We start from the raw sequence: 24,247 nt of genomic DNA on the forward strand, positions 1-24,247 counted from the left end.
TGAATAGGATGAATAATCATTACTTCATTGGCAGGAGTACAATGTATTTCCCGGCAGCAAACCTATGGACACTGGCCCAAAATCATTTTCGTAATTGTCCCAACGGTTTTCGTAATTGTCCCAAACGGAAAAAAACTGCCAGTTTTTTCAAGAGAAACCGCTTCATCTGGCGGTTTCTCCCAAAAAATAACCCCGGCTACAGATGCAGTCGGGGTGTTGCTGAAATAGTAGCCGGAAGGGAGTTTTAGTCAGGGTTGAGAGATAAACTGGCTGGGGCTTATGTGGTAGTAATCCCGAAACGTTTTGGAGAAATGGGCCACGGTTTCAAATCCGACCAGATACGCGGATTCCGTTACCGAACGACCTTCACTCAGAAACTGGGTCGATCGTTTCAGCCGGTACAGCCGGATAAAATCACCGGTCGACAGGCCCGTCAGGGTCTTCAGTTTTCGGTACAAACTCATCCGGCTCATCTGGGTTAACTGACTGAGCTGGTCAACCCCAAACGCCGAGTTGTCCAGATTGGCTTCCGCCAGGGCCATCACCTGTTGCAGGAAAGGGTCGGTTTCAGCCGGTTTCACAACGGCTCCTGGTGGGCCGGGCCGGGACAGCTCGAGCCGGATTCGGTCGCGCAACCGGCGTTGGCGTTCCAGCAGATTCCCGATCCGCAGTTGCAATTCCCGGACATGAAAAGGCTTGGTGATGTAATCGTCGGCACCCCGTGACAAGCCCGCCAACCGGCTGTCGACCGAGGCTTTGGCCGTCAGCAGCACCACCGGAATGTGGCTGGTGTGGCGGTTTTCCTTGAGTTTTTCGCACAGGGTGTAGCCGTCCATTTCGGGCCCGGCCTGGACGGGCATCAGCACATCGCTGATGATCAGATCCGGAATCAGTTCAACGGCTTTTTCAAATCCTTCAACCCCGTTCGACGTTCGGAATACCTGATAGTGCGCGGGTAAACTTTCGGCGATAAAACCGGCCAGATCGTCATTGTCTTCCACCAGCAGAATCCGGGGTGATTCGTCCGGGGTGGGTATCGGATCGACGACCGGCAACTCCGTTTCCTGCAACGCTGGCACGGGCTCATTCGTCGGTATTTTCCGGTATGGCAGCCAAACCGTAAACGCGGTGCCCTGACCCTCTGTGCTGTCCACCCGAATCCGCCCGTCCTGCCGTTCCACCAGTTCTTTCACCAGCGACAGGCCAATACCGGTTCCTTCCTGGTGCGGATTCAGTGGAATGCCGGTTTCTGATTGGGTTTCAATCTGGTAAAAGCGGTCGAAGATGCGGGGCAGATGGCTGGCCGAAATGCCAGGGCCGGTATCGTAAACTGTCAGGGTCACCCCCGGTTTTTCAGCGAACACATCGGGTTGCAGGTCAACAGTTATGGTTCCGTCTGCCGGGGTAAACTTCGTCGCATTGGCCACCAGATTATTCACCACCCGCTCCAATTTGTCGGCATCGAACCAGTAGTCGTGGTCAAGCTGACTGGTGAAAATTAATCGAATTCTTTTGGCTTTGATCTGATCTTCAAAGGGTTGAAGGACTTCCTGGACAAAAAACGTGAGATCGCCCCGCGTTTCGTGAATCGTCATTACGTTGGCTTCCAGTTTCGACAGATCCATGAGCTGGTTGATCAACCGGAGTAACTGGTTGGCGTTTTTCTCAATGGACGACAACCGGCGCTGGTTTTTCGGGTCCGGCAATTCCCGTTTCATTTGTTCGGTGGGCGACAGAATCAGGGTCAGCGGTGTTCGGAATTCGTGGGTAATGTTGGTGACAAACCGGGTCTTCATTTCGTCGACCTCCCGGAGTTGTTCGGCCTCCCGTTGTTGCAACAGGATCGACTGCCGCAGCCGCAGCCGGTTCAAATAAACCTGAATCAAGCCGAAGGCCATCCCAAAAACCGCCAGGGTATACAGCCCATAGGCCCACCAGGTGGCCCAAAACGGCGGACGAATCGTTAGGCCCAGCGAGCGGATGTGCGGACTCCAGACCCCGGACGTGTTGGCTGTGTTGAGTTCCAGGGTATACTGACCCGGTTGCAGGTCGGTGTAAATGGCTTCGGGACGAGCGGTTTCCACCCAGCCGGGGTCAATGCCAACGAGCCGGTAACGGTAGCGGTTTTTGCCCAGCCGGTTGAATTGCAGGGCGGCAAATTCGATGGTTAGAAAATTCCGGTCATGCGGAAGGGTGAGTTCCGTAACAGCTTGCGCCGGCAACGCGCCGGTGGGGGAGTCGGGCCCCGGTTGAACCGGCTGGTTATTGATTTGAAGACCGGTGATCTCAACCTTCGGTTTGAAAATATCCAGGCGCAGTTGGTCGGGATAAAAGCTCGTCATTCCTTCCAGGCCGCCCATCAGTATCCGCCCGTCGGCACCTTGCAGGAAGTGAAAGCGGTTGAATTCGTTGGACACTAAACCGTCGTCGCGGGTAAAGGTATACGTTTGGAACGTCCGGCGGTTCAGGCGACACAAGCCCTTGTTCGTTCCAATCCACAAATAACCGTGTCGATCCGGCATGGCCGAATAAATGGTGTTGTTGGGTAAACCGTCGGCCACCGTCAATCGGCGACTTTGGCCGGTTCGTTTGTCGAACATGCACAAACCGCTGCCGAAGGTACCGACCCACAGGCGGTCGGGATCGTCGGGGTCCTGAAAAAGACAGAATAACGAATTGCTGCTCAGCGAGGTCGAGTCGTTGGGCTGATGCCGGTAGTGCGTACTGCGCCCCGTTTCCCGGTCGAGCCGAACCAATCCCTGTAATTCGGTAGCCAGCCACAGTGCTTTTCGATCAACGACAACCTGCAATACCTGACCCGATACGGTAGATGGAATTTGCCAGGGGAAACGGTGCCACTGTTCGCGGTTTTTGTTATACCAGCCCGCGAGCGAGTCCTGTGTAAACCAGACGTTTCCATCGGGATCGCTGGCCAGCGGAATGGCAACGGCCTCGTCCCCGTTATCCGGATGCGGTTTTAAAACCGCCGTCAGCTTCTGGTTTTGGCGCTCGATCCGATAAAACGGCCAGCTTCCGGCATTGATCCAGAGGTCACCCTGGCCGTCGTACGTATATCGAAATTTATACGGATCAGGTTTGGCGAGAGTAGCGGGTACCTGAGCCACCGGTAGCTTTAAGCCTTCGGTTACTATATCCTGAACAAAGTTTGCCCGGTAGGGCTGCGCCCGGAATGGCAAGGCCCGGAGGTCATACTTGTGGACACTCGACCCGTTGGTACCCATCCACAACACATCGGAACGATCCATGAACAGGCTGATGCATTCCTGGTTGTGCGGAAAATGAGCGACTGCCCGGGGACCATCCTGTTCATTAAACCGGAACAGCACACTGAACTGATCGAAATACTGATTGCCCCGGCTGTCGGTGACGATCTGCATTTTTCGCCATTTGTTGCTGTTGGGCGATTGCCCCTGTTCGGGGAGCCGATACGAACGGAATTGACCCGTCGCCGGTGAAAAAACCGTTATATGCCAGAGCGAAGCCAGCAGCAGATCGCCGTTGGGTTGAGCAACCACATTGGCAATATACGGTTCGGGAATCGACTTTGCGTTCGGGCCGGGTTGTTCCAAATTTGGTCGATAGTGTCGAAACTGATTGGTTTTCAGGTCAAGCCTGCTGAGTCCGCTGGCCGTGGCAATCCAGATCATCCCTTGCCGATCCTCCGTTACGGCATTGACCCCGTTGCTTGGCAGGGAAGCCGAATCGGCCGGATTGTGTTTATAGCGGGTGATTTGCTTTTTCTTGAGGGAAACCCGGACTAGCCCGGAGTTTTCGTACCAGAGCCAGAAGTTATCCTGCCGGTCCCGAAAAAACTTTAGATACTCCAGCCGATGGAAGGTGTTATCGGGAAAATCCGAACTGTCCAGCACGGTTTGAAATGCAGGCTGGTTCGTAAAACTGGTGAATGCTTCTTTGAGTGGATCGAAGACATCAATGCCACCGCGAATGGTGCCGATCCAGATGCGGTTCTGGTGGTCGATGGTAAGGGCAGCCACTCCGTTGAAGGACAGGGAAGGACGCCCGCTGGTTTCGTGCTGGAAGATTTTGAACCGATTGCCATCGTAGCGGCAGAGACCGTCGCGGGTGGCCATCCAGATAAAGCCCTGGCGGTCCTGAACAATAGCCGAAACGAAGGCCTGCGGTAAGCCCTGGCGATCCGAAATGACCTCGGGTTGCGGAAATTCAATCGGCTGAGCTGCGGCTGCGATGAAAAAATAGAGACCAATTGCCAGTGTCCAGCATCCTGTTTGCAAAACACCTTTCCTGTTGGGCAAGAGCCTCCGCATTCAACTGTCGTTTGTAGGTGGTGAGAAAACAGCCAAATTAACAAGACTTTGTTCATGTTACCATTTGTGCGGGCAATTTTTACTAAAAGGAAAGTGGTTCCCGACGTCCGGTGGCCCGGTGCTGTCAGGGTTTTCGGCGGTTTATGGCTACCTTTCCGCACTGAACTTTTGCCGAATGCGATTCGATCATGAAACTACTCCTTGTATCCGCTCTGCTTATGGCTTCGATGATGGCCTGTAACTCCAAAACCGGGCAGGAAAACACGGCTGCCAATGCCGATTTCGCCCAAACCGTCGATACCTACTACGAAGAACGTCTGAAGCTGTTCCCGATTGAAGCGACGTATCAGGGCGATAACCGCTACAACGATTTGCTGCCCAACAGCATTTCGCAGGCATTTCTTGGCCAGACGCAGGCATTTTACACCGATTATCTCGAAAAGATAAAAGCCTTTGATCGCGAAAAACTGTCGGATCAGGACAAAATTTCGTATGATATTCTGAAACGCGAGCTGGAACTGCAGTTGGATCAATTTAAGTTTCACCTCGAATACGTGCCATTTTCGCAGTTCGAAGGACTGACGCTGTCGTTTGGCCAATTGGGCAGCGGGGCGGGGGCGCAGCCATTCAAAACCGTCAAGGATTACGACGACTGGCTGAAGCGGGTATCGGCCTTTCAGGTCTGGGGTGATACCGCCGTGGTCAATTTCCGGAAAGGCATGGCGACCGGCATGATCTGGCCGAAAAGCCTGGTGGTGAAGATGATTCCGCAGATGACCGATCTGGTGGTGACCGACCCGACCAAAAGTCTGTTTTACGGCCCGATTCAGAACCTGCCGAAAGGCTTTAGTGAAGCGGATAAAAACCGCCTGACAGCCGCGTATAAAAAAGCCATTCTGGAACAGATCGTGCCGACGTACAAAAAACTGGGCGATTTTCTACAGCAGGAATACCTGCCCAAAGCGCGTACGACCTCGGGCATTGATGTTGTTCCGCAAGGGCCGGAATTGTATAAAGAACTGGTCAAAACCTGGACGACCACCGACAAAACGCCGGAGGAAATCTACCAGACCGGCCTGAAAGAAGTGGCCCGGATTCGGGGTGAAATGGAAAAGGTGAAAACGCAGGTGGGTTTTCCCGGTTCGCTGAATGATTTTTTCACTCACCTCAAAACCGACCCGAAATTTTATCCCTACAAACAGCCGAAAGACGTGCTGGCGGCTTTCAACACGATTCTGGCGCGCATCGAACCGAACCTGGCGAAGATGTTCACCCAAACGCCGAAGTCGAAATTTGAAATCCGGCAAACGGAGAAGTTCCGCGAAGCCTCGGCGAGTGCGGAATACAACCCGGCGTCGGCGGATGGCAGTCGCCCCGGTATTTTCTACGTTCCGATTCCGGATGCGGCCCAATTCAACGTTACGTCCGGCATGGAGTCCTTATTTTTGCACGAAGCCATTCCGGGTCACCACTACCAGGTTTCGTTGCAACAGGAAAACACGGATTTGCCGAAATTCCGGCGGTTTGCGTGGTATGGTGCCTACGGTGAAGGCTGGGCGTTGTACTGCGAGTCGCTGGGCAAGGAACTGGGTATTTACACCGATCCGTACCAGTACATGGGCGCGCTGAGCGACGAAATTCACCGGGCGATCCGGCTGGTGGTCGATGTGGCGATTCATACCAAACAGATGACCCGCGAAGAAGCCATCAAGTATATGATGGACAACGAACCGATTGCGGAACAGGGCGCGGTGGCCGAAATTGAGCGGTACATGGCGATTCCGGCGCAGGCGTTGTCTTACAAGATCGGGGCATTGAAAATACGGGAATTGCGGGCCAAATACGAAAAACAACTGGGCGAGCAGTTCAATCTGGCGGCTTTCCACGACGAATTCCTGAAAGACGGTTGTATGCCGCTGGATGTGCTGGAACACAAGATGGATGCCTGGGCCGACCGGCAGAAGAAATAAGAAGGGCTTGAAAAACCGTTTCGAATGATACAAATTGGAAAAATAAATACCCTGATTGCCCTCCGCGAAACCAGCGTCGGGGTTTTTCTGGGCGACGATGAGGACAATGACATCCTGCTTCCCAACAAATACGTGCCGGAATCGCTGCGGGTCGATGATCCGATCGATGTGTTCGTTTATACCGACTCGGAAGACCGGATTATTGCCACCACGCTGACCCCTAAAATTCAGCGCAATCAGTTTGCGCGTTTGCAGGTGATCTCGGTCACGAGCGTGGGCGCTTTTCTGGACTGGGGGCTGGAAAAGGACCTGCTGGTGCCCTACCGCGAGCAAAGCCGCCCGATGGAAGTGGGCCGCTGGTACGTCGTGTATCTGTACCTCGATCACGAAACCGACCGGCTGGTGGCGTCGAGTCGGCTCAACCGGTTTCTGGATTCGGAAGTGCCGAACCTGACGGAAGGGCAGGAAGTGTCGCTGCTAGCCTGGGAACCGACCGATCTGGGCATCAACGTCATCATCAACAACCGCTACCGGGGCCTGGTCTACGCAAACGAGGTATTCCGCCAGGTGTATCCCGGCGACCGGCTGACGGGGTACATCAAGACCATTCGTGACGATAACCGGATCGATGTGAGTCTGCAAAAACCGGGGTATGAAAACGTGGAGCCGAATGCGCAGCGGATTTTAGCGACCTTGAAAGAGCAGAACGGTTTTCTACCCCTCAACGATTACAGCGAACCGGATGCCATTTACCAGACGCTGGAGATGAGCAAGAAGACTTTCAAGAAAGCCATCGGGGCGCTGTTTCGGGAACGGAAGATTGCCATTAAGGAAGACGGTATTTACCTGGTTTGAGTAAGCGTTTTCACGAAAAAATAGCTACTTTTTTTCTGTTAAAAGAGATGTTTTTGAAGGAAACAAAATTGAATCACAATCTGTTGGGTTGGTAAAATCGTAAACTTTGTACTACCATGGCACGACCAAATCCTGAACTGATCGATGCGCTGCGCCGGACCGCCCGGAAACTACAGGAAGGCGCTCCGTATGAATGGGGCCACATGGGCGGTTGCAACTGCGGCAACCTCGCTCAGGAATTGACCAAACTGACCAAAGCCCAGATTCACGCCTACGCCATGCAGCGCTACGGCGACTGGAATGAGCAGGTGGCCGACTATTGCCCCACGAGCTACATGCCGATCGATCTGGTAATCAGTGAAATGTTGCAGGCGGGTCTGGCGATCGAAGACCTGAAGAACCTCGAAAAACTGACCGACCGGCGGGTGCTGGCCCGTTTCCCCATCGAAAAGCGTTACCTCCGCCACAACCACCGCGACGACGTTGTAGCTTATCTGACCGAATGGGCGGCTTTGCTGGAAGACGAACTGCTGGCGAAAATCGAGCTACCGAAGTTCGACGACGCGGCATGGCAGCCCGTTAGCTAATCAGAAAGGCATCAGGATTACCTGATGCCTTTCTGCAGAATCGTGGCTGAATCGACTATTCCTTACTGCCCTGTTGTATAAAATTCGTACGAAATCTTCCACGTAAACGCCTGTCCCGGTGCCACATTGATCGCGATGAAGGGTTCGGGCGAGAGGTTTTTCGGATTGGACCAGAACGCCAGTTTCGACAGGGGCCGGTCGCTCCGAATCCGGACGCCCGCACCGGATTTGGTGTTTTCAACCCGGATGTCGTAATCGCTGGCACTGGCTCCGTAGCCTTCCACGAGCGTGTAAATGCTCTCCCGGTTCTGGAGTGGCCTCAAAAAGGTAAGCTCCTGATTTTTACTGGCCAGAATGTCTTTCAAATCGCCGGTTGGTTTGGCCGGAAACCCAAATTGAACCCGGAAATCCGGCCCCGACGGCTGCTGGTCGATCACCAGAAAATTGTGGTTGTAAACGGCGGTTTCGATGCGCTGTTTTCCGGTATTTTTCAGGCGGTGTTCCAGCACCAGTTCGGGCTTGCCTTTGGTGAGCTTCACGGTCTTTTCGTATTCGTAGGAATAACCGGCTGCATCCTTCAACACATGGGTAAACCGCACCTGATCGGTTTTTTTCTGAACCGACCACTTGCCGCCATCGATCAGTTTATAAGGAGCCACAAACTTGTATGGCTCCTCATCCAGTTTCCGCAGGCTTCCCACGCCAATCTTCACAAATAAGTCACCGATTTTGGCCTGATCGTAACCAATCGGGTCAAACGCTTCGACCGGGCCACTGATGGCGTCGTGCAGATACGGGTCGTATTTGTCAAACCACTTCCCAAAATAGCTGTGGCCTTTGTATTCCAGATTGGCAATAACGCCCGACCAGTCGAAGCGCGTGCCGCGGTAGTAGCCTGCGGATGCGTCTGGCAAATACAGCGTTGCCTTGATGGCGTCGTTGGTAATCACCGCCTGGGGAACTTCGTCGATCGTCCAGGAAATCAGGGAGAAAGCCAGCAGGAGAGCGGGTAGGTATTTTTTCATTTCTGGGTTTACGGTTTATCATTTACGGTTTACGGTTTTCAGTTTACGGTAGCTGACGCACGCTCAACGCGTCACATAGAATGCGTCAGCTACCGTAAACTGAAAACCGTAAACCAACTTTATAACACCTTCAGCAAGCCCCGGCGTCGGAGCAGCGGTTTGATGTCGGGTTCAGAACCCCGGAAATTTTTATAGAGCGTCATCGGCTCGTCGGTACCGCCCTTTTCGAGGACGTTTTTGCGGAACGACTGGGCGGATTTCTGATCGAATAATCCTTTTTGCTTGAACACTTCGAAAGCATCGGCATCCAAAACCGCCGACCAGATGTAGCTGTAATAACCCGCCGAATAACCGCCCGCGAAAATGTGCTGGAAATACGTGCTCCGGTAGCGCGGAGGAATCTGGTCGATCAAACCGATTTTATCCATCGACTGTTTTTCGAAAGCCAGCACATCCGTCGGCACCTCGCCGGGTTTCAGCGTATGGTAATCCATGTCGAGCAACGACGCGGCCAGGTATTCAGTCGTTTCAAAACCCTGGTTGAACAGACTGCTTTTGTTAATTTTCTCGATCAGCGCATCCGGAATCACCGCGCCGGTTTTGTAATGTTTGGCGTAGAGTTTCAGCATTTGCGCTTCCTCCGACCAGTTTTCCATGATTTGCGAGGGCAGTTCCACAAAGTCGCGCGGCACCGACGTTCCCGACAAACTGGCGTAGGTGACGTTGGAAAGCAAACCGTGCAGGGCGTGGCCGAATTCGTGGAAAAACGTCCGGGTTTCCTCCAGACTGAGCAAGGCCGGGGCGTCGCCCGACGGGCGCGAGAAGTTGCAGACGATGGAAATCACAGGCGTGATTTTCTGGCCTTTTTCCACTTCCTGCCGCCGAAAACTGGTCATCCAGGCACCCCCGCGTTTGCTGGCGCGCGGGTGAAAATCCATATACAGAATCCCGATGTGCCGTCCGTCGGCTTCTTTCACTTCGTAGCTCTGAACTTCCTCCTGATAGATTGGTAAATCCGTCCGCCGTTCGAAACGCAAACCGTAGAGCCGTCCGGTGAGCATGAAAATGCCTTCGCGGACGTTTTCGAGCGAGAAATACGGTTTGAGCTGTTCGCCATCGAGGGCGTATTTTTGCTTGCGGAGTTTTTCGGCATAATACCGCCAGTCCCAACTCGCCAGTTTTTCGTTCTTATTCTCCTTGTCCATCAGTGCCTGCAACTCGGCGGCTTCCTGTTTCGTCACGGGTACCGTTGCGGCCCAGAGTTGATTGAGCAGTTCGCTCACCTTGGCTGGCGTTGAAGCCATGCTTTCTTCCAGCACAAAAGCCGCGTGGTTTTCGTAGCCCAGCAACTGCGCTTTTTCGGCCCGAAGCGTTACCATCCTGGCCATCAGGGCTTTGTTGTCGCGCTCGTCGTTGTGATTGCCGCGTTCGAGATACGCCCGAAAAATCTGTTCGCGGAGCGCGCGGTTGTCGGCATACTGCAAAAACGGCATGATGCTCGGGTTTTGCAGGGTGAAAATCCACTTGCCGTTTTGATTCCGCTTTTTGGCTTCGTTGGCAGCCGCTTCAACGAGCGAAGCGGGCAAACCGCTGAGGTCTTCCTTTTTGTCGATTACCAGTGTGTAGGCGTTGTTTTCGGCCAGCAGGTTCTGCCCAAATTTCAGGGTCAGGACCGAAAGCTCTTCATTGATTTTCCGCAGCCGTTCCTGTTTGTCGGCGGTCAAAGCGGCTCCGCCCCGCACGAAATTCTTGTACGTTTTTTCGAGCAACCGTTGTTGTTCGCCGGTGAGTTTAAGCTGGTTTCGCTGGTCGTAGACGGTTTTTACCCGCTTGAACAGGGCCGGATTCAGCGCAATATCGTCGCCGTTTTTTGCCAGTTTGGGCGCGATGGTCTGAGCAATTTTCTGAAGAGCCTCGCTGGTGTTGGCGTTGTTGAGGTTGAAAAATACCGTGCTCACCCGACTGAGCAGATCACCACCCGCTTCCAGGGCTTCGATGGTGTTGGCAAAGGTGGGCGCCTGGGTCTGGCTGGTGATTTTCGCAATGTCAGCCGCCTGCTGTTTGATGCCTTCCTCAAAAGCCGGTTCGTAGTGTTCCGGTTTGATTTTGTCGAAGGCCGGTACGCCAAAAGGCGTGGTGTAGGCGGTGAAAAAAGGATTTTCCGTAGTGGATTGGCCGTTCACCGGCGCGAGATCCGTCAGAAGCATGGTCGTTATCAGAAGTGTAAGCGTTGATTTCATCGAAGAACGCATTGGTTGGGGTCACTCAAAACTACAGAATCGCCGTGCGAAAGCCAAACGGACATCTTTGTCCGGCAGCGAACAGCACCTGTCCGGCTTCGTACAGTTTGATTTCTGAAAAATATTTTTTGTTTATTGATTATCAACTCATTATGATATTGGCACGGCGTTTGGAATACAGTAACCGAACACGTAAGCAACAACTTTTGAATCATACCCAACAACAACAAATACATAAACGTAAACAACACCATGTTCAATCTCCTGAGTAATCTGATCTGTACCGCGCTGTTGAGCGCCCCGGTTTTGAGTGACCCCGCTACGCCCAGCGCACTGCCCTTTGGCGCCAGCGCCTATGTGACTTCCGAAAACAAGATTCGGGTATCCGTCGTAAAATCAGCCGCGGAGCCGGTGACGGTTCTGCTGCGCAACGACAAAAAAGAAATCATTTTTCAGGAAACGATTTCGAAAAAAGAATTGAAATACGCGGCCAAGCTGGACATGAAAAATCTGGCCGATGGTGCTTACGAACTGGAATTTAAGTCGGCTCAGGGTGCCATTCGCAAACAGGTGAACGTGGCCACTCCGCCGGTTTCCACACCCGCCCGGTCGGTGGTTTTGAACACCCCCGCCGAGTAATACAGTAGAATTAGACAAACTGGAAAACCACCGCTGCTGTGTAGCGGTGGTTTTTTGTTACTGTTTTACCGAAACGGCAATCATTCGGTTGAGCGTCAGAAAGCTGCCATCACCGGTTTCCATTTCGGTGCGCTGGTTGCCGATCCAGAAACAGGCGTGGTATTTTCCGCCCAGTTCATACGTCCCGCTGTAATAGGGCGTATCCTTGCTTAAAGCCAGGTTTTGACAAAAAGCCCGCGTCGCTCCGTTGGGAACGGGCAGCAGGGTTTCGGTCACGTCGCCGGTTGGACTCACCCGCCAGGCGACGGGCAAAAACCGGCGGTAATCGAGAATATTGAGGTGGAGGTGGCCTTGGCGGTCGGTTTGCATTTCGTGCAGCCGCTGTGATGCCGGGTCGACGGGCTGGCTCAGTTGAAACCGGGTGCCGTTTTTCCAGATGGTCGGGATGGGTGCCGAGCGATCCCGGACGTCGTTCCGTTCACCGGCTATAAAAACACCCTGATCCGACGGCAGAATGAAAAATGAGAGTGATTTGACCGGTCGGTTGTCAATTTCCTGAAACCGGACCGAATCACGCCGATCGATCGTCCAGTAGCCCGGATGAACGACAAACGCGCCATTCTGTTCCAGCACCTGAACCCCGCCAACAAAGAGCTGGTCATTGTGCAGAGCGAGGTTTCCCGTTCCGAGTTCTCCGCCTTCAACAGCTGTAGGAAATCCTTTGAGAACGATCATCTCAGGTGTCGAATTGCCTTTTATTTTCCAGATAACCGGCTGTAAATCAATGCTTCCCAGTAGATACAGTGCGCCCTGAAAAAACTGGAGATCACGAAGCCCGGCTTTGTCAAAGACCAGATGGGCGGGGAGAGGCAGGTCGATTTTGCGGCCGTTCTTCCAGTAGCACGGTTTTACCCGCTCGTCCGCCGGATCGACGTAATACCCGGCAATATACAGGTCATTGCCCTGCTTTTGCAGGCCGTAGCAGCCGGTTTCCCGCGCCGATCCGAGTTCCAGGCGGTGCATGTTGCTCTGTTCCCAATAAACCGCTACGTAGCGACGGGCCTGCAGGTCGAGCAGTTGGCCGGTGGTGTAAAGAACGACTGAATCTTTTTCGGTAAGGGGCGTGACGCGGTCGGTGGTCTGGCAACTGGCCATCAACAGGCCCGCCAGCCAGACCACCGTTCCAGCCAGGATTCCGTAGTGAGGAAACTTATTCATCCAGTATCTGTTGTTTTTGGAAGATGACTCGCGGATAGTCAAAAGGGTTGGAACGGTTTTTCAGGAATATTCTCTTTACTTCGCACTCGCATTGGACGTGACCAACCACCACCGGAGTCCAGCGTACACCACCATGAAATTCGACGATTATTATATTGCCCCCGAAATCAAGCGGAATCTGGAAGGGTTGGGTTTCAAAAAACCGACCGACATTCAGTTTAAATCGATACCGCCGATTCTGAAGGGCGAAGATGTGCTGGCGATTGCCCAAACCGGCACCGGAAAAACGGCAGCTTTCGCCATTCCGGTCGTCAGTATGTTGCATGAACGGAAAAAGCAGAAACGGGCGGAGGGTATCAAGTGTCTGGTGATGGTGCCAACCCGCGAGCTGGCGTTGCAGATCGCCGGGGTGTTCGAGCAGATTTCCCGGCACATGAACCTGAAAGTGTTTTGTGTTTTTGGTGGGGTGGAGCAGGGCCCGCAGATTGCGCAACTGGAAGCGGGCATCGACATTCTGATTGCGACACCGGGCCGGATGTTCGATCTGGTGAGTCAGGGCTACATCCGCTTGCAGCGGGTCGAAATCCTGATTCTGGACGAAGCCGATCACATGCTCGATCTGGGCTTTATCAAAGACATCCAGGATCTGATGAAATTCCTGCCCCGCAAGCGGCAAACGCTGTTTTTTTCGGCGACGATCAACGAGAAAATCAAGAAGTTAGCGTATTCGCTGGTGCACAATGCCATCCGGATCCAGATTTCGCCCAAAGATCCGGTGGCCAAAAACATCGACCATTCCGTGGCTTTTGTCGGGATGGACGACAAGCGGTTTTTTCTGGAACGACTGATTCAGGAGCATCCTGATAGCAAAATCCTGGTATTTGTCCGGACCAAAGTGCGCGCCGAGCGGGTGTTGAAAGCCCTGGAACGCGTTGGAATCAAGAGCGAAACCATTCACGGTGACAAGGAACAGAAAGACCGCCTGCAGGTGATGAATCAGTTCCGGAGTGGAGTGGTTAAGGTGCTGATTGCCACTGACATCAGCGCGCGCGGTATCGACATCGCCAACGTGGATTACGTCGTCAATTACGATTTGCCCGAGCAGCCCGAAAACTACGTTCACCGCGTGGGCCGGACGGGTCGGGGAACCCAGAAAGGCCAGGCGTTCTCGTTTTGCAGCCCCGAAGAAAAACCGATTCTCGACGAAATCGAAACGTTTCTGGACAAACCCATCCGCGTCGCCCAGATCGACCAGATCGACTACCAGGAAACCGTCGATGCCAGCAAAGGCGCGCAGTTTGACCTGAAAGCCTTAATGAAGGAAGCGGAGGAACTGCAGTTGGGTCGGAAGAAACGGAAAAAGAAGAAATAGGGAAGGGGGCCACTTCTTTATTTGTCCGCCAGAAACTGCCGGATAAACCCGTCAAAATCCTGATCTACGGAAAAGCCAAGCTGAAGCGCCCGGCGGTTGTCGACGGCGGTTGGCCAACTGCTGACAATGGCGTGAATGGCGGAATCGGGCCGGAACTCGACCCGGTTTACGGTTTCCCGATCCGTGTGCCGCTCCAGGGAGTTGAGCATTTCCCCAATGGTAACCGAAATACCGGGCAGGTTGACCGTCCGCCAGTCGCCGAAGGCCGTGCTTTCCAAAGTAGCCGCATGCAGCATGTTGCGAATGCTGGTGTCCGGGCTGGACACCAGCACAGTCAGATCCGGCGAAACCGGGCAAATGGCGGTTTCGCCGTGAATGGGTTCCCGAATGATGCTGCTGACAAACGAAGAAGCCGCCTGATTGGGTCGGCCGGGCCGGACACAAATGGTGGGCAACCGCAGAACCCTTCCATCGACAAAATTTTTCCGGCTGTAGTCATTGACCAGCAACTCCACGATGGCTTTCTGAATGCCGTACGAGGAACGGGGTGTAATGACGGTCCGTTCATCGACCACCGCCGGGAGTTCTCCACCGTAGACGGCAAAACCGCTGGCAAACACAAACCGGATGCCCGGATGCTGGTGACGGCAAGCTTCCAGCAGGTGCCGGGAACTGTCGAGATTCACGCTCCAGCCCAGATCAAACTCCTTTTCGGCCTGACTGCTCACCACCGCTGCGAGGTGAAACAGAAGCCCGGTTCTGGACGACACGATGCTTTTGGCCGCGCCTTCTGCCGACAGATCAATCTGCTGGCAACGAACCCGATCGTCGTTTCCCGGATTCGTTGGTAGAATCAGATCGACCAGAAGCAATTCCTCAAAAGCCAGCGAACTGTTCAGGAGTGCTTTGGCCAGCCGCTGACCCAGAAAACCGGCACCGCCGGTAATGATGATTTGCATGGGTTGAAAAAATTGGACAGGCGTAAATAAGCAAACAAGTTCGCATAAAAAAACTATATTTATCCTTGAAGAAAACATAAAAGAGTATAAAGATTCGTCACCATGACATTGGAAGAGGAGATAGCGCTTGTCCGGTTCGGGCAGGGAGTTCTTTCGCATGACGAACTGCTGGCGCATTTCAGTCAACTGGAGCAGGGCCTGAAAATGAAGCGGATCTTTGAGCTTTATCATCTGATTGACCCAACAAAACTGGTTGATGCTGATATTGAGCAAGCCCTCGTTGCCAGTGCTTTGGGGGCAGACTACCAATCTTGCGTTGTGTTGCGTGGCAATCGGTTATCACGTGTGCGATTAAATATCCCCGGAAGTGCTATCGAAAAAGACTATATTTTACTCTTAAACCTATTCAAAATAGTGTATCAACGTCGCCTGGTGTCGATGAAGGAGGGAAAATCAAAGGAGTGGCGGTATCGGGATTTATCAGATGATGAGACCGTAATGGCTCTGTTGTCGGGACATCGTAAGCTCGTAGATGAGGTCTATAACAACTCCAGCTTTCGGAGTGAATTTGCCAGCCTTGCCAAATTGTGGAAAGCCCATAACGCCGTCAGTAAAGCCCGAGACCAGGAGTCCGCGCCAGCAAGAAAAAGCCAGATGGGTTTTCTAAGTTATGATGAGGTAATGACAGAAAGCGTAGAATCTATAAAGTTTTTGGAAGAAATGAACAAATATTCGCGCATAATGGCCATTCTGAATCACGCTCTGAAAAAAGCACTTTCGATTCAGTATGGTTTAGGTTCTTCCCAAGCCGATCGGTTAATCAAAGACGTCATGGAACGGCATTCGTAAAACCGCCTTTTCAAAACCGTTTTCCGTCGCTGTGTAGTTTGTTGCGGACAATCAGCGGTAGTTCGGTAATGGATTCGATCTCTTCAAGCGGAATGTGGCGGCTGTAATGCGTGACCGCTCCCGTGAAATCATACGGGATAATCGAGAAAAAGCGTCGTTTGCCTTCTAAATAGCTGTAAAAAAGGATCGGACGGGCCTCCGTAGGCAGTGGATCATAGAGTTTGGCGGGCTTAACAGGTGGCTGATCGCCTTTAAGCTGAATGGCAACGTAATGGCTGGAGGAATCCAGATGAAGCGCCCGAAATTCGTCAAGTGTCATGGTTGGATGGAGAATTTAAACTCAAAATAGTAAAATGAATATTAAATGTAAAATGATGAATGCTGAATGTAAAAGTGCGGGCACTGCATAGTTTTACAGTCAGCATTCATCATTTAATATTCAAGAGAAATTAATTCCCCTCCGTCAGCCGGTTATACTTTTTCAAAACCGCTTTCAACCGGTCGTGGGGCAGGCCGTAGTTCCGGTGCCAGTTCTATTCAGGTCTTCATTTTATGGAAACCATTAAAACCGTTCTGTCGGTCAGGAATCATCTCTTGTACGGAATGTGTTGGCGCAAAAAGCGGGAGCAAACCGTCGCTTGCTCCCGTTCCGCAGGCAGTAGTCCGGTTCTTACTCGACCACAACCTTTTTGGTGATTAGCGTCGTTTCGCCCTGCACCGAAATCAGGTAGTTGCCCGGCGCCAGTTGCCCCACCGGGAACGCATACGCCGTCGTCGAAACCGTCACCGGTCGTTGCCGAAGGATGCGCCCCTGCAAATCGGTCAGCTTCAACTCGACAGCCTCATTCGTCCGAAAACCGCTCAACGACACCATCAGGGTTGTTTGTTGCCGGTCGACCGGATTTGGATACACCTGCACCACCGGTTTGCCATCGGGTTCCGCCGTGGCCAGCCGGGCCGACGAAGCCGCTGAAAGCTGAAGATTGTCCACGTAGAAAACCGAGTTGGTCGCTCCACCCGTGTCCTGAAAATAGAGGTCTTTCAGGGTGGCCGGACTGCCCAGATTCGTGAGGGGAATGGTCACCAGCGTCCAGGCGTTGGCCGTTGGCCGAACCGTGTAGCCCTGCGAACTGCTATTGAGCGTCACCTTGAACTGCTGCCCGCCCGTGGGGCCGCCGTGTACCCAGAACTGAAGCTGGGCATACGAAGCCAGCGGAACGGCGGGTTCGGGATGGAGGTATAAACCGCCCCAGCCCCCCGTATACTGCAACGCCAGCGATTTGCTGCCAGCTTTTACCGGGGTGCCGTTGGCGTAATTCCGCGAAATGCTCCACGACCAGTCGAGCCAGCCGGTTTTCAGGGCGTCGTCATAAATCAGCAAACCGCCCGGTGCGGGGTCCGGCGGTGGGGGCGTCGTGTTGCCGGACGAAACCAGGTGCAACTGATCGATGTAAACCGCAGCCTGAGCGGAATTCGTAACGTCCTGAATGAAAATATCCCGCAAAGTCGCCGGGTTTCCGAAGGCAGAGAAAGGCACCGTGACCAGGGTCCATTGGTTTGCTTTGGGCGTAAATTCATACGATCCGCTGCTGTTGATCACCACTTGCATCCGCTGCCCGGCATTGGGGCCACCGTGTACCCAAAACTTTAGACTCGGGTACGTACTCAACGAAACTGCGGTTTCGGCATGGAGATACAAGGCTCCCCAGCCCGCCGTGTTCTGGAGAGAAAGCGATTTGGTTCCGCTGTAAACCGGCGAGGCCGCGTTGTAATTCCGGGTCATGCTCCAAGACCAGTCGACCCAGCCGGTTTTGAGCGCATCGTCATAAATCAGGAGTGAAGCCGGTTCCGGACCCGGATTGGTTCCCGTTACAGACACCACGGTCGTCGTCGTTGCCTGGCAGCCATTGCTTCCAACGGTCAGTGTATACGTTCCAGCGGCTGTGGTCGTGACGTTTGCGATGGACGGGTTTTGAAGGGTGCTGACAAACGCATTCGGCCCTTTCCAGCTATAACTCGCTCCGTTACCTGCCCCGGCGGCTGTCAGATTCAGTGTCTGACCAGCCACAACGGGGGTGTTGCTCGAAGCCGTCGCCGGGGGGAGGGCGTTGATTGTGACGGTGGTTGTCACCGTTTGCGCCGTTCCACCGGAAGGCGTTACGGTCAGCGAGTACGTCCCGGAAGCGGCTGTACCGGCATTGGGGAGGGTCGGATTTGCCACCGTCGCGGTAAAACCGTTCGGGCCGTTCCAGAGGAAAGTGGCTCCCGTCGGGGCGTTGGCCACGGCCAGACTGAGGGTTTGGCCGCTGCAAACCGGGCTGTTGCTCGACGCTGAAATCACCGGTGGGGGCGTTGTTCCGCCCGGATTGGTAAAATACGCCACCAGAAATGTGTACCCCGCCTGGTTGTATATGGCTGGTTCCGTGATTTCCCACGAGGGTTCCGGGTAGCTGGTGTTCCAGTTGCGGTATGCCTTCATGGCCGGTTGGTTTTTCGGAGGAGCCGACGAACCGCCGTAGTACACGTTGGGGCCACCCACCAGAAAACCGGGTGCCGGTCCGAATTGCGACGACGCCCCGTCGTAGCGCGCCGAACCATCTCGGAACCAACTGTGGTAAAACTCATCGACGCTGTTTTCAGCCCCGGCATTCGCGCCCCGGCTGCCCATGTTGCTGAGATAGGTCCAGGAGAGCGGGTTGCGTCCGTGGAAATAATGCAGATACTCTTCTGCAATTTCCTGGTAGAGCGCATTTTTAGCCGGATTAACGTTCAGATCGACCGCCAGTAGGGGAAGAATCGCCCACAGCGCCTTTTGCAAATTGGAGCCCCAGGAATAGTGGCCGGTCCACATGAAACCCAGGTAGGGGTCGCTTTTCTGCGTGTGGTACGATTCAAGGGGCCAGTCCATCGTACTTTTGAACTTGTCCCTGATCGCCGTGACAACGGCGGGCGTCGCGCCGGAAGCCTTGGCGTAGACGTAGTAGGCCCGGTTGAGTTCCCAGCACAGCGACGCATCCAGATTGCCGTTCGAGAACGGATGAAAACCGTTTTCACTCGTGCCGTTTACGTCGTTGTAATGGGCATCGAAATACGATTTGTATTTGGCGGTTCCGGTGGTGGCAAACAACTCGGCCGCTGCCGCAACCCGCCGGCGTTTGTCGTCGTTGGCGTTGGAACCCGCATCGGCAGCCGCCGTTGAAGCGCCGTCGGTTCCCGAAGCGGGCAGCATCGTCGGGTTGGCTTCCAGGTAGGTCCAGGCTTTTTCCGAAGCCGCGCGCAGGGTGTTGACATAGCCCGGATACTGACCGCCGTAATTCCCGTACAGCCGGGCGGCATGGGCGGTGATGGCGGCAAAAGTGGCTGTCGACCAGGTGGTTATGGCCGTGTAATACCGGGGTTGAACGTCCGTCGCCGGATCGTCAGAACCGTTGTCGTAGCTTGTCACCGTCACCCGGCTGTGAACCCCGCCGTTGTCGGCCTGCATCCGCAGCATCCAGTCCAGCTCCCACTTCAGCTCGTCCAGCAGGTCCGGAACGCCGTTGCCCGACTCCGGAATGTTGGTGTTGTCGGGAAAAGCCGCAGGCCGGAGTTCATAACCGACCATGAGGTTCCACATCGTGCTGCTCAGAAACGGGATGTACTTGTTGTAGTCCCCGGCATCATACCAGCCACCGGTCACGTTCCGCTGCGTTCCGGCCTGGGCCGAGGTGGTGTACAAGAGAGCGTTGGCATCCTGCGTGTGGGCCGGGCCGTGGGTCCAGTTGCCGCCGTGCTGTGCCGGGATGGCCGTGCCGGATCGCTGGTAGTAAAACGTCCGGGTCGATGCCTTCAGAGCGGCCGCGTAGATGTCATCGCGCACCTCAAATTCGTACGAACGCAGGTTGTTCGCCGGGTCGTAAACGTAATACCGACCGGGCGTGGTCAGGCTCGAAAAATCGCCGTGCCACGCTTTGTCGCCCGAGTCGGTGTGGAGATTGCCGTTGTTCCAGATGGTTAAGTTTCCTGTCAAAACCGTCGAATTGTCAGACGAGCGACGAATCTGGAACTGACTGCCCGGCGTGTAGGGCGAGCCGTTGTTCTGGCCATTGACTGGGTTGGCAAACACGACGATTTTCTTCGCCGACGGTCGCCATCCGAATTGGTCGACGATGATCTGTTTGCTGATGGACTGGGCTCCGGCCACCGAAATGGCCAGCCATCCGGCAAAAAACCAGTGCAGTGAATACAGGAATCCGGTTCGAAAACGCTGATTTAGTTTCCTCATGCTTTTGTTGTTTGGTGAATAAAAAGATTGAATCTGTAAAGTAGATTCCAAAACAACCATCACTCTAGAGGAAGCACGCTGAAGTGCACAATTCAGGCTTTCAATTGTCTATTTTACCGGCTCAGATCACGGGCGTGATTTTCTGATTGCCGGACAGGAATAGTGTATTGAAGAGAGTTCTATCGCAGAGTTAAGCGGAGTAAATCAGAGTTCAGCAGAGTTTTTTTTCTCTGATAAACTCTGATTTACTCCGCTTAACTCTGCGATAGAATTTCTCTTAATCCACCGGCTTCACATTATCGTCCGACACCCGGTCGATCAGCTTGTTGTACGGATCGATACCGGCTTTGGCGGGTTTGCCTTTCACCACGAATTCCAGTTTATGAACCCCCGGCGCTAACCACTGCTTTTTCAGATAGAGCGGCACTTTTTCCGTCATGCCCTTCTTGTTTTTCGCATCAGCCGCAAAAATTCCGATCTCGATCAGGTCTTTGGCCTTGCCTACCCCGGTTTCCTTTCCCGCCTTGTCGTAGTACAGCTTTTTGGTCTGCACGGTCATCGTCACTTTGTACTGATCGTTTTTCAGCGGCTCGGCTTTGGCTTCCGTGATGCGGTTTTCGTAAAGAGAGATTTTTTCGAAATTGTCGGTCAGGAAGTAGTGCAGGGAGTCGGGCGTGGCGGCTTTGATGTAGCTATACCAGTCGCGGCTGGTGGTGAAAGGCGCTTTTTGCTGGAAGGCATCTTTCTCCACATAGTCCCGGAAGGCGCGGTTGAGCCGTTCTTCGCCGATGTAATCCTGCAAGGCAAACAGCACCACCGAGCCTTTGTCGTACCAGACGTAGGCGCGCGTATCGTTGTCGAGCAGCGTTTCTTCAAACTTGTCTTCCGATGACCGCCCGCGCAAATACCGGTCGAGGCTGTATTTCAGACGCGACTGCATGATGTTGTCGCCGTAGGTCTTTTTCAGCACCATCAACGAGGCATATTCCGCCATCGACTCCGAAATCTGGTTGGCGCCCCGCGTGTTGCTCGGCATCACCTGATGTCCCCACCACTGGTGCGCCACTTCGTGCGCGGTCACGTAATAGGCATAGTCGGTTTTGTCGGGATCGCGGAAGTCGCCCACCCAGCCGAAACTCTCGGCATAGGGTACGGTATTCGGAAACGACTGCGCAAAACTGGCGTAGCGCGGAAACTCCATAATCCGCATTTGCCGGAACTGGTACGGGCTGAAATACTGGTTGTAATAATCCATCGATGCCTTCACCGAATTCACATACCGGTCGATGTTGCGGCCATGCGCCGGGTGGTGATACACTTCGATGTTGACGGTTTTTCCATCCGGCCCTTTCCAGACATCGCGTTTGACGGCGTAACGGGCCGAACTGACGTTCATGAAATAGGCCATGGGCGCATCCATTTTGTACTGGTAATACTTGCGTCCGTTGGCCGACCATTCTTTTTGCAGATACCCCGGCATGATCGCAATCTGGTCGGGCGCGGTGCTAACGGTGCCTTCAAACGTAATCCAGTCGCCGTCCTGCGTAAACAGAAAATTGCTGCGGCCCCAGGTGTCGGTGTAGGGCGGCTGCTGGTATTGCTTGATGGGCAAACCGAATTTTTTGCGGTATTTGTCGCTGGTCAGCTCTCCGTTGGGGGTATAGCCAAAAGTTGGAAAAATGCCCGTATCGAAAAACGTGCCGTTGTAGACCAGTTCCCGGTTTAAACCGCTGTTGGTGAATCCTTTGGGTTGGGCCGTGATTGTGATCTCCATGCGGGCTGTATCGCCGGGCTGGAGCGTTCGGGGCAGTTGATAGATGTAATACCGGAAAACCGTGTCTTTCAGCAGGATTTTCGGGTCTTTGCCGTCGATCAACAGCGTTTTGGTTTTCGGATGATTGTATTCCGGTGAACTGAACAGCAGGTGCAGCGAATCGAGCGGGCGGACGGTTTTGTTGACGATCGTGAAAATACCGTTGGCCGTTACGCGTCGTTCTTCCGGCACGAGGTCGATTTTTACTTTTAAATCCGTGATTTTCGGGTGCGCGACCCGTTCGTAGCGGCTGTATTTTTTCTCGTATTCGGCCTGCAATTCCCGGGTTTCGTCGGCGGTCTGGTACTTGTTCAGAACACTGACGTTGTAGTAAATCCAGATGCCCGAACCCACAAAAATGAGCAGACTAACGACCAGGGCCGTCAGCGGCAAGCGGGTGAATCGCAGTTTGGCCAATCGCCAGCGGGTTTTCAGGTCGCCTTCCGAACCCCGGTTCCAGAACAAATTGCCGACGATCAACAGCGCAAAACCAAACGCCAGCCAATAGAGATTAAACCAGAGCAGCGGTTTCAGAAAATGCCCGAAACCGTTCATGTCCGAAATCCGGTAGCCGGGCGTGTAACTGTAGAAAAACAGGTTGTAGTCCAGTTCCGCAAAATTCCGCAGCGCGATCAGCACCACCCAGATTCCGATCGTGATGATGTGGCCCGTAAACTTGCTGTTGACCATAATGTGGACGAAAAAAGCCAGCATCAGCAGTTGCAGGTATTCGGGAAACTCGATCAGGTAGAGATCGGTAAAGTACTGGTTGAAGTCATACTGGAAATACCCTTTGACGGTTTGGTTCAATACACCACTGACAATCACCAGATTGACCAGCAGAAAACAGATGCCGGCCAGGGCCAGAAACTTCGATCCGTAGGTCACCCAGTTCGGGACGGGCAGCGCGTCGGCAATGTTGTCGAACCGAACGGCTTTGTCGCGGTGAACGCTCTCGCCGGTGTAGAAAATAATGAGAATAAAGACAAACAGAATGTAATCGAAGTCCTTTACCTCAATCATGTAATAGGTCGTTGGCAGCGAGCGCGTTCCCATAATCTGGTCGGCAAACCAGCCATCCAGAAACAGAAACAACACGCCCCCCATCAGAATGACCAGAAAATAAACGTCTTTGATGATGTTGCCGAATTCCAATTTCGTCAACCGGAACAGGTGGGTGAGATACGCCTTGGTGGAATAGATTTTCTCGGCCACGGGCAGCGTAGCGAGCGGTTTTACTTTTTCCGTAATCCCGTCGGCTTTCGATTTCTTACCCAGTTTGATGGCCAGAAACCGCTGAAAATCAAACCGAAAAACCGTATACAGCAGCGTCACCAAACCAATTCCGCCCCACAACAACCGGTTCAGCAGCACATTGCCTTCCAGCCCGGCGTGGAGTTCGTTCTGCTCGGCGGGTGTCCAGTATTTGGTCGCGTTCGTGAACGTATTAAGCGCAAACGGATCGAGCAGATCGACGATGTCCTTGTTTTCCAGATCCGACGCCAGCGTAATGCCCAGCAAATACCCGATGAACAGCAGCAGACTCCCGGCATAGGTCACAAATACGTTGCGAGTCAGCGCCACCAGACTAAAAAACAGACTTCCCGTGAAAAAGACCGTCGGAATTACGAAAACCAGCATCGGCTGCACGTAATCCCACAGCCGGATCGGGCCGTAGCGTTCCACGTTGTCGGCCAGGTTAAATACCGGCCCCAGCAATGATCCCAGCACAATACCGATGCAGGCACAGCTCATGATGGCAATCAGGATGAGAAACGAACCCAGATACCGCCCCAGCAGGTAGCCGCGTTCGCTGATGGGGTAGGAGAAGAAGTAGGAGCGGGTGTTGTGTTCGATGTCGCGGTAAACCGGCACGCCCATCACCGCCGAACTCATCATGGTGGCGAAAACACTCATGAGAATCAGCAGGTACGAAATGGCGTAAGGCGAGTTGACGTTCGCTTTTTCGGAAGCCGGGCCGTTGCCGTAAATCAGGATCAGGAAGGCGTATAAAAACAGGAGCAGGCCGTATAAATACGTGGCCGGACGCTTCAGCCGATAAGTTAGTTCAAAAGTAAAGATGTTCCAAAACATAAAGAGTTAGGAATTAAGAGTTAAGAATTAAGAGTTAGGAGTGAAGAGTTATGAG

At 53.6% G+C, this 24,247-nt stretch carries 14 protein-coding genes; 6 read left to right on the plus strand and 8 right to left on the minus strand.

The genetic code is table 11. The features are described from left to right. Positions 1-248: 248 nt before the first annotated feature. Positions 249-4,307, minus strand: a complete 4,059-nt coding sequence (locus tag ACS5NO_RS07050; protein WP_439414471.1) for a hybrid sensor histidine kinase/response regulator transcription factor — start codon at positions 4,305-4,307, stop codon at positions 249-251. Between the two features lie 188 nt (positions 4,308-4,495). On the opposite strand from ACS5NO_RS07050, the gene ACS5NO_RS07055 reads away from it, so the two are divergent. From ACS5NO_RS07055 to ACS5NO_RS07065, 3 genes are all read left to right on the plus strand, one after another. Then, positions 4,496-6,277 carry a DUF885 domain-containing protein gene (locus tag ACS5NO_RS07055; protein ID WP_439414472.1) on the plus strand — a complete coding sequence of 594 codons (1,782 nt, stop codon included), beginning with the start codon at positions 4,496-4,498 and terminating at the stop codon, positions 6,275-6,277. 24 nt (positions 6,278-6,301) lie between these two features. Then, a complete protein-coding gene (locus ACS5NO_RS07060; protein ID WP_439414473.1) occupies positions 6,302-7,132 on the plus strand; it encodes a CvfB family protein in 831 nt (276 codons plus the stop codon). Positions 7,133-7,248: 116 nt separating this feature from the next. Beyond that, a complete protein-coding gene (locus ACS5NO_RS07065; RefSeq protein WP_439414474.1) occupies positions 7,249-7,719 on the plus strand; it encodes a hypothetical protein in 471 nt (156 codons plus the stop codon). Positions 7,720-7,781: 62 nt separating this feature from the next. On the opposite strand, the gene ACS5NO_RS07070 is transcribed toward ACS5NO_RS07065, so the two are convergent. Both ACS5NO_RS07070 and ACS5NO_RS07075 read right to left on the minus strand, forming a co-directional pair. Further along, on the minus strand, positions 7,782-8,744 hold the full coding sequence (locus ACS5NO_RS07070; protein WP_439414475.1) for a hypothetical protein: 963 nt from the start codon (positions 8,742-8,744) through the stop codon (positions 7,782-7,784). Between the two features lie 119 nt (positions 8,745-8,863). Further along, entirely contained in the window at positions 8,864-10,984 is a 2,121-nt protein-coding gene (locus tag ACS5NO_RS07075; protein WP_439414476.1) for a M3 family metallopeptidase, read from the minus strand. A gap of 252 nt (positions 10,985-11,236) precedes the next feature. Here ACS5NO_RS07075 and ACS5NO_RS07080 point away from each other — a divergent pair, with 252 nt between their 5' ends. Then, on the plus strand, positions 11,237-11,623 hold the full coding sequence (locus tag ACS5NO_RS07080) for a DUF3244 domain-containing protein (RefSeq protein ID WP_439414477.1): 387 nt from the start codon (positions 11,237-11,239) through the stop codon (positions 11,621-11,623). Between the two features lie 57 nt (positions 11,624-11,680). Here ACS5NO_RS07080 and ACS5NO_RS07085 read toward each other — a convergent pair whose 3' ends face one another. After that, complete coding sequence (locus ACS5NO_RS07085; protein ID WP_439414478.1) at positions 11,681-12,841, minus strand: hypothetical protein; 1,161 nt, start codon at positions 12,839-12,841, stop codon at positions 11,681-11,683. Between the two features lie 133 nt (positions 12,842-12,974). Between ACS5NO_RS07085 and ACS5NO_RS07090 the strand changes: the two genes are divergently transcribed. Further along, positions 12,975-14,213, plus strand: a complete 1,239-nt coding sequence (locus ACS5NO_RS07090; RefSeq protein WP_439414479.1) for a DEAD/DEAH box helicase — start codon at positions 12,975-12,977, stop codon at positions 14,211-14,213. A gap of 17 nt (positions 14,214-14,230) precedes the next feature. Here the strand turns inward: ACS5NO_RS07090 and denD are convergent, their stop codons facing one another. Further along, positions 14,231-15,172, minus strand: coding sequence for a D-erythronate dehydrogenase (gene denD / locus ACS5NO_RS07095; RefSeq protein WP_439414480.1), 942 nt, complete (start codon positions 15,170-15,172; stop codon positions 14,231-14,233). Between the two features lie 102 nt (positions 15,173-15,274). Here denD and ACS5NO_RS07100 point away from each other — a divergent pair, with 102 nt between their 5' ends. After that, positions 15,275-16,021, plus strand: coding sequence for a DUF5958 family protein (locus ACS5NO_RS07100; RefSeq protein WP_439414481.1), 747 nt, complete (start codon positions 15,275-15,277; stop codon positions 16,019-16,021). Between the two features lie 10 nt (positions 16,022-16,031). Here the strand turns inward: ACS5NO_RS07100 and ACS5NO_RS07105 are convergent, their stop codons facing one another. From ACS5NO_RS07105 to ACS5NO_RS07115, 3 genes are all read right to left on the minus strand, one after another. Continuing rightward, positions 16,032-16,340 carry a hypothetical protein gene (locus ACS5NO_RS07105; RefSeq protein ID WP_439414482.1) on the minus strand — a complete coding sequence of 103 codons (309 nt, stop codon included), beginning with the start codon at positions 16,338-16,340 and terminating at the stop codon, positions 16,032-16,034. 351 nt (positions 16,341-16,691) lie between these two features. Further along, positions 16,692-20,285 (minus strand): glycoside hydrolase family 9 protein, encoded by a 3,594-nt coding sequence (locus tag ACS5NO_RS07110; RefSeq protein ID WP_439414483.1) that lies wholly within the window; start codon positions 20,283-20,285, stop codon positions 16,692-16,694. A 277-nt stretch (positions 20,286-20,562) separates the two neighbouring features. Next, on the minus strand, positions 20,563-24,192 hold the full coding sequence (locus ACS5NO_RS07115; RefSeq protein ID WP_439414484.1) for an ABC transporter permease/M1 family aminopeptidase: 3,630 nt from the start codon (positions 24,190-24,192) through the stop codon (positions 20,563-20,565). Positions 24,193-24,247 lie beyond the last annotated feature (55 nt).

Source organism: Larkinella fluvii, from assembly GCF_051857545.1.
Lineage (GTDB): Bacteria > Bacteroidota > Bacteroidia > Cytophagales > Spirosomataceae > Larkinella.